We start from the raw sequence: 4053 nt of genomic DNA on the forward strand, positions 1-4053 counted from the left end.
GGTTGTAGCTCGCCACCGTCTTCGCGATCATCCTCGTCGGCGGGTTCGGTAGCCGAGACCAACCCCGGTTTGCCAGCACCACCAGCCGGCGCCCCCGCACCCATCCCGCTGCCCAACGGAGCAGCACCACTCATCGCCGACGAACCGGCATTGGCAGCCGCCGACGCCACCGGCGACGACGACGCCTCGACCACCTGCGACACCACCGGCGTGCGCGCCACCGCCTCGGCCTGCCCAGCCAACGACCCCGCACCCAACACCCCCGCACCACCACCAACACCGGATCCCGCGCCCCCCACAGACCGGGTAATCGCCGCACCACTAAGCGTCACCGCACCCGCGGCATTGTCATCGGCATCGCCATACATCCGCGCGATATCGGTCAACGTCGCACCAGTGCGCATCAATTCTTCTTGCGCCGCGGTATTCGACGCCAACATCGAAGCAGCCTCCTGCGCAAACGCCAGGACCGCCTGCGCAGACACCTCTTCCGCACCGGCCGGAACCAACCCGCTCAACACCGACATCGCCGCCGTCGAACCCGCACTTAAACCCTGGCTCCCAATGTCGACCAATTGCGAACCAATGTCGCCCGCGGCCGGGTCGTGGGACATCGAATCCATCTACCTGCTGCTCCTACCGATTTTTGCGCACCGACCGGCCCGATGCGCACGACGATGGATCAATTCTAAGCCCCCTCAGCATCGGCTCACCCGCAAAAAACACAGCTCCATGGGTTCGGCCTCATCAGCATGAGTAATTGGCGCTAACAAAAAGTCGCTCGCGAATAAGCGTTCTACCTCTTCGCATAGCGCGGGAAACCTCGGCGCTACGCGATCGAGGAGCACACAAATGTAATCACCCTTATTTCAACCGTCGTTGCCGCCATTGGCGAACAAGTCGTCAACATGGGTACCAACTCGCTAGAGGCCGCCGCAGCATCGACGTCGGTGACCGGGCTAGCACCCGCCGGGGCCAGCGAGGTCTCGGCGCAGGCGATGATCGCGTTCGAGTCCGACGCCACTTCGGTGCCGGCGCTGAACAAAACATCCGCCATCCAGCCGTTGACGTCGTTGCTGAGCGCAATGCGCATCGCCACAAAGTCGGCACCTATTCCGACAATCGTGCATTAGTCGATCGACACCGAAGGATTGACGATTCGCAGGCCGCCCGCCGGATTCACTCGACAAGGTGGTCGCCCACAACGGACTTGCCGCCGACGCGGTCAGTGTGTTGTCCGACTCGGTGCGCCGCATGCTGGCAACGGGTGTGCCGGCGGCCCCACGGTCGCGCAGGCATGACATCCGCGTGGATCCGGTGGCCGGGCCGCACGGCAGCGTGTGGACGTACACTGCCAGCGCCAGACTGCCAACGATTCGGCCCGGCATCGCATCGTCAGCGAACAGGCGACGGCGGTCATCGGCTCGGAGATGCTGCGCCAGCGCAGCGTCGATGAGGCCGAAGAGCGTGCCCGCGGCGCCTTCATCCAAGCCCTGGTCCACGGCAGCTTCTCCATCTGGCTTGCTATCAGGCTTAACCTGCTGGCCGAGGTCACCGCGGCCACCGATCGAGAGGCCAGATTCCGCTGATCTGGCATTCCAGGGATGCCCAGGAATCGAGTGTTTCAATTCGATTGCACGATAATGGATCCCAGAGTTCAGTCGGGTTTGCGGGAATAGAGTCTTTGCGACCCTCGATAAGCCGTCATCTCGTATCGTTGACCCGAAGCCGGCACTGGAGGCCGCCGAAATGCGGGCAGACACCGGAGCGAATTTCTAATCCACTTTTATGGATCGCAGCCAATTCCGGGCCCGTTTAGCAAGCGACGAAGTACCCTGCAGCTAAGGAGCGCCTTCCTGCACGGGAACGTATGACATCTGCATGTCTAATTCCCTTATAGGACAGGCACTTCGGTGTTTTGGCGGGAATACCGATGCGGAGTCAGGAGGATCGGATGTCGTTTGTGGTCACCCAGCCAGAGACTTTGGCACTGGCGGCTGGCAACTTACAGGAGATCGGTTCAGCGGTCTCCGCTCAAAGCGCGGCCGCATTTGCGCCAACGACGGGGGTGGCTCCCGCTGCTGCCGACGAGATCTCGGCGCTAACGGCGGCCCGCTTCATCGCGCACGCTCAGATGTATCAAGCGATAAGTGCGCAGGCCGCGGCGATTCACGACATGTTCGTGACCACGCTGGCAGCCAGTGCCGGTTCGTATGAGGCCGCCGAGGCCGCCAATGCGACCGCTGCCGGCTAGGAAAGGTGTCTGGCAATGGACTTCGGGCTGTTACCGCCGGAAGTTAACTCGGGCCGAATGTATGCCGGCCCGGGGTCGGGCTCGATGCTGGCCGCCGCCACCGCCTGGGACGGGTTGGCTGCCGTACTGAATTCCGCGGCCGTTGGCTATGGGTCGGTGATTGCGGGACTGAGCCTGGAGTCCTGGCTTGGTCCGGCGTCGGCATCGATGGTCGCCGCGGCCGCACCCTATGCCTTGTGGCTAAGCACCGCTGCAGCACAGGCAGAACAGACGGCCGGGCAGGCCAGGACTGCGGCGGCGGCGTTTGAGACGGCGTTTGCGATGACTGTGCCGCCGCCGCTAATCGCGGCCAACCGCAGCCAGCTAATGTCCCTGGTCACCACAAACATCCTGGGCCAGAACAGCCCGGCGATCGAGGCCATCCAGGCGGACTACGCCGAGATGTGGGCGCAGGACGCCGCCGCCATGTACGGCTACGCAGCGGCATCTGAGGCCGCATCGACGCTGACGCCATTTATCCAGCCGTCGCAAACAGCCACCCCCGCGGGTGCGGCGACCCAGGCGGACGCCGCCGGCGGCACAGACGCGGCAATGCAGGCAGCGCTGCAGCAGCTGTTTTCCATTGCCCCCCAAGCACTGCAAGGACTCACGTCGCCCGGGTCTTCCGTTGCGCTTCCGTCGGCGGCTGCAGTCCAGCCGGCCGCGCCCATCGTCGTGCCCACTCCGATAGGGGACTTGGATGTGGTGGCTATGTTCATCGCCGGCGTCGCGACCGCGAGCCTGGCCCTTTCGGCGGTGAACACCACCAGGCCCTGGATCTTCGCCTACAACGGACCCCACGGAGGAACTGCCGGCGCAGATGCCGGCGGGCTGGAACCAACCCAGGAAACCATCGCCGATGTGGAACCCGTTACGTTGACCTCGGCGAGCGCCGGCTGGGGCGGCGCTCCCGCGGCCGCCGGTTTAGGTGAGGCGTCGTTGGTCGGGGCGTTGTCGGTGCCGCACAGCTGGACCATGGCCGCACCGGAGATCAAGCTGGCCGTCGAGTCGCTGCCGAGCAGCAGCTTCAATGCCATCCCGACCGATATGAGTGGCGCTCCAGCCGGCCTATTGAGCGGTATGGCGCTGGCGAGTTTGGCCGGGCGCGGTCTCGGCGGTGCTAGCACCCGCGCAACCAGCGACACCGCCTCCGACGACGAGAGTCAGCCCAACCGCAAGCCCACGGTCGTCGTCATACAGAAGCCGCCACCGGCCGGTGGCCCGGCTCGATAACGTGCTGGTACGCCGAAAAGCGTCGCAGCACTCTGCGTTTCATCCGACCACGGACGAGGAATATGCAAGGCATCGTCATCGACATGTTTGTCATCGGCGGCCGGTGGTAATGCACGGAAAGAGGTGGACGCGTTGGCCGGCCTACGTGTCCACCGAGGCCCCGTCGGTTCAGCCCGAGAGCCGACGGGGCCGCCATTTTATGGACCAGCTGGAGTACCGTGCCGCGTATGGATGGCACCACGGGCGTATGGATTCTGGGCGGCTATCAGAGCGACTTCGCTCGCAACCTCACTAGGGAAGGCCGCGACTTTGCCGACCTCACCGCGGAGGTCGTCGACGAAACGCTGGTCGCGGCCCAGGTGAATGCAGCCGATATCGGAGTGGTGCACGTCGGGAATGCGTTCGGTGAGATGTTTGCCAAGCAAGGCCATCTGGGAGCGATGCCAGCCACGGTTTGCGGCGCCCTCTGGGATACCCCGGCCTCACGGCACGAAGCCGCATGCGCCTCTGGCAGCGTCGCGACGCTG

The 4053-nt window shown here is 64.5% G+C and carries 5 protein-coding genes and 1 pseudogene; 5 read left to right on the forward strand and 1 reads right to left on the reverse strand.

The genetic code is table 11. The annotated features are described in order from the left end of the window. The coding region (locus MSIMFI_RS29880; protein ID WP_191499884.1) for a PE family protein at positions 1-623 on the reverse strand (623 nt) is incomplete at its 3' end. Between the two features lie 285 nt (positions 624-908). Between MSIMFI_RS29880 and MSIMFI_RS26365 the strand changes: the two genes are divergently transcribed. From MSIMFI_RS26365 to MSIMFI_RS26385, 5 genes and pseudogenes are all read left to right on the forward strand, one after another. Further along, positions 909-1133, forward strand: a complete 225-nt coding sequence (locus tag MSIMFI_RS26365) for a PE domain-containing protein (RefSeq protein WP_191499885.1) — start codon at positions 909-911, stop codon at positions 1131-1133. A 207-nt stretch (positions 1134-1340) separates the two neighbouring features. Further along, the gene (locus tag MSIMFI_RS26370) at positions 1341-1589 is read left to right on the forward strand and encodes a hypothetical protein (protein ID WP_191499887.1); all 249 of its coding nucleotides are present in this window, start codon (positions 1341-1343) and stop codon (positions 1587-1589) included. A gap of 365 nt (positions 1590-1954) precedes the next feature. Next, positions 1955-2254, forward strand: coding sequence for a PE family protein (locus tag MSIMFI_RS26375; protein ID WP_186244463.1), 300 nt, complete (start codon positions 1955-1957; stop codon positions 2252-2254). Between the two features lie 15 nt (positions 2255-2269). Then, positions 2270-3526, forward strand: a complete 1257-nt coding sequence (locus tag MSIMFI_RS26380; RefSeq protein ID WP_191499886.1) for a PPE family protein — start codon at positions 2270-2272, stop codon at positions 3524-3526. A 227-nt stretch (positions 3527-3753) separates the two neighbouring features. Next, positions 3754-4053, forward strand: a pseudogene (locus MSIMFI_RS26385) (acetyl-CoA acetyltransferase); the annotation flags it as partial.

The sequence above is a fragment of the Mycobacterium simulans genome (genome assembly GCF_900232995.1).
GTDB lineage: Bacteria > Actinomycetota > Actinomycetes > Mycobacteriales > Mycobacteriaceae > Mycobacterium > Mycobacterium simulans.

Excerpts from the sequence above, each read along its gene's own strand:
- MSIMFI_RS26365 (WP_191499885.1), top strand. The coding sequence starts at position 909 with ATGGGTACCAACTCGCTAGAGGCCGCCGCAGCATCGACGTCGGTGACC.
- MSIMFI_RS26375 (WP_186244463.1), top strand. The coding sequence starts at position 1,955 with ATGTCGTTTGTGGTCACCCAGCCAGAGACTTTGGCACTGGCGGCTGGC.
- MSIMFI_RS26380 (WP_191499886.1), top strand. The coding sequence starts at position 2,270 with ATGGACTTCGGGCTGTTACCGCCGGAAGTTAACTCGGGCCGAATGTAT.